This is a genomic window from Enterobacteriaceae endosymbiont of Donacia tomentosa (assembly GCF_012571135.1).
GTDB lineage: Bacteria > Pseudomonadota > Gammaproteobacteria > Enterobacterales > Enterobacteriaceae.
Window position 1 is genome coordinate 1 of the sequence record NZ_CP046216.1, and the last position, 2,215, is coordinate 2,215.

A 2,215-nucleotide genomic window follows, 5' to 3' on the forward strand; every position below is an offset into this window, starting at 1 on the left:
ATGATACATCAAATTCCTATGACTTTACAAGGTGTAAAAAAATTACGTAAAGAATTATATAAATTAAAAAATATAGAAAGACCAAAAATTACTAGTTCTATTATGGAAGCTAGAAAACATGGTGATTTGAAAGAAAATGCGGAATATCAAGCAGCTCGTGAATTACAAAGTTTTTGCGAAGGTCGAATTAAGGAAATAGAAATTAAATTAGCTAATGCAAATATAATAGATATTAGTAAAATTAAGAATAACGATAAAGTCATTTTTGGATCTACAGTTATTATAATTAATATTATTACAAACAAAATTATTTCTTATAAAATTGTAGGAGATGATGAAGCAGACTTGCGTAATAATTTAATTTCTATTAATGCTCCTATTGCCAGAGCTTTAATTGGTAAAAAAAAAAATAGTATTATTTTAGTAAAAACACCTAAAGGTTTAATTGAATATAAAATACTAAATATTAAATATATTTAATATAAATATAACAAAATTTATTTGACATAATTAATAAAATTAGTATATTATTATTCGATAATAAATTATCTTTTGTAAAAGGTAATTTTTTTGTTCTTTGATAATTTATCAGAAAATTTATGTGGGCATTCAATTTTAGATTTGTTTATTTTATATCATATTTTTTAAATTGAAGAGTTTGATCATGGCTCAGATTGAACGCTGGCGGCAAGCCTAACACATGCAAGTCGAGCGGCAGCGAAGTAGAAAAGCTTTAGTTTTTTTATTGTCGGCGAGCGGCGGACGGGTGAGTAATATCTGGGGATCTGCCTTATAGAGGGGGATAACTATTGGAAACGATAGCTAATACCGCATAATGTCGCAAGACCAAAGTGGGGGATTTTATAGTTTCATATAAAACCTCATGCTATTAGATGAACCCAGACGGGATTAGCTAGTAGGTAGAGTAAAAGCCTACCTAGGCTACGATCCCTAGCTGGTCTGAGAGGATGATCAGCCACACTGGAACTGAGACACGGTCCAGACTCCTACGGGAGGCAGCAGTGGGGAATATTGCACAATGGGCGAAAGCCTGATGCAGCTATGCCGCGTGTATGAAGAAGGCCTTAGGGTTGTAAAGTACTTTCAACAAGAAAGAAGGGATAAAATCTAATACATTTTATCATTGACGTTACTTGTAAAAGAAGCACCGGCTAACTCCGTGCCAGCAGCCGCGGTAATACGGAGGGTGCGAGCGTTAATCGGAATTACTGGGCGTAAAGAGCACGTAGGCTGTTAATTAAGTCAGATGTGAAAGCCCTAAGCTTAACTTAGGAATTGCATTTGAAACTAATTAGCTTGAGTTTTGTAGAGGAGAGTAGAATTCCAGGTGTAGCGGTGAAATGCGTAGATATCTGGAGGAATACCAGTGGCGAAGGCGACTCTCTGGACAAATACTGACGCTCAGGTGCGAAAGCATGGGGAGCAAACAGGATTAGATACCCTGGTAGTCCATGCTGTAAACGATGTCGACTTGGAGGTTGTAAGCTTGACTTGTAACTTCCGTAGCTAACGCGTTAAGTCGACCGCCTGGGGAGTACGACCGCAAGGTTAAAACTCAAATGAATTGACGGGGGCCCGCACAAGCGGTGGAGCATGTGGTTTAATTCGATGCAACGCGAAAAACCTTACCTGGTCTTGACATCCATGGAATTTAATAGAGATATTTTAGTGCCTTCGGGAACCATGAGACAGGTGCTGCATGGCTGTCGTCAGCTCGTGTTGTGAAATGTTGGGTTAAGTCCCGCAACGAGCGCAACCCTTGTCCTTTGTTGCCATCAGTTCGGCTGGGAACTCAAAGGAAACTGCCGGTGATAAACCGGAGGAAGGTGAGGACGACGTCAAGTCATCATGGCCCTTACGACCAGGGCTACACACGTGCTACAATGGTATATACAAAGGGAAGCATCCTCGCAAGAGTAAGCGGATCTCATAAAATATATCTTAGTTCGGATTGGAGTCTGCAACTCGACTCCATGAAGTCGGAATCGCTAGTAATCGTAGATCAGAATGCTACGGTGAATACGTTCCCGGGCCTTGTACACACCGCCCGTCACACCATGGGAGTGGGTTGTAAAAGAAGTAAGTAGTTTAACCATTTATTTGGAGGGCGCTTACCACTTTGTGATTCATAACTGGGGTGAAGTCGTAACAAGGTAACCGTAGGGGAACCTGTGGTTGGATCACCTCCTTTACT

General features: G+C 39.6%; 1 protein-coding gene and 1 rRNA gene. Both read left to right on the forward strand.

Going from position 1 to position 2,215, the window contains the following annotated elements:
• Nucleotides 1-480 (forward strand): transcription elongation factor GreA, encoded by a 480-nt coding sequence (gene greA, locus GJT88_RS00005; RefSeq protein ID WP_168894927.1) that lies wholly within the window; start codon nt 1-3, stop codon nt 478-480.
• Nucleotides 481-646: 166 nt separating this feature from the next.
• A 16S ribosomal RNA gene (locus GJT88_RS00010) occupies nt 647-2,212 on the forward strand.
• Nucleotides 2,213-2,215: the final 3 nt, after the last annotated feature.

Coding starts and splice junctions, on each gene's coding strand:
- greA (WP_168894927.1), top strand. CDS start 1: ATGATACATCAAATTCCTATGACTTTACAAGGTGTAAAAAAATTACGT.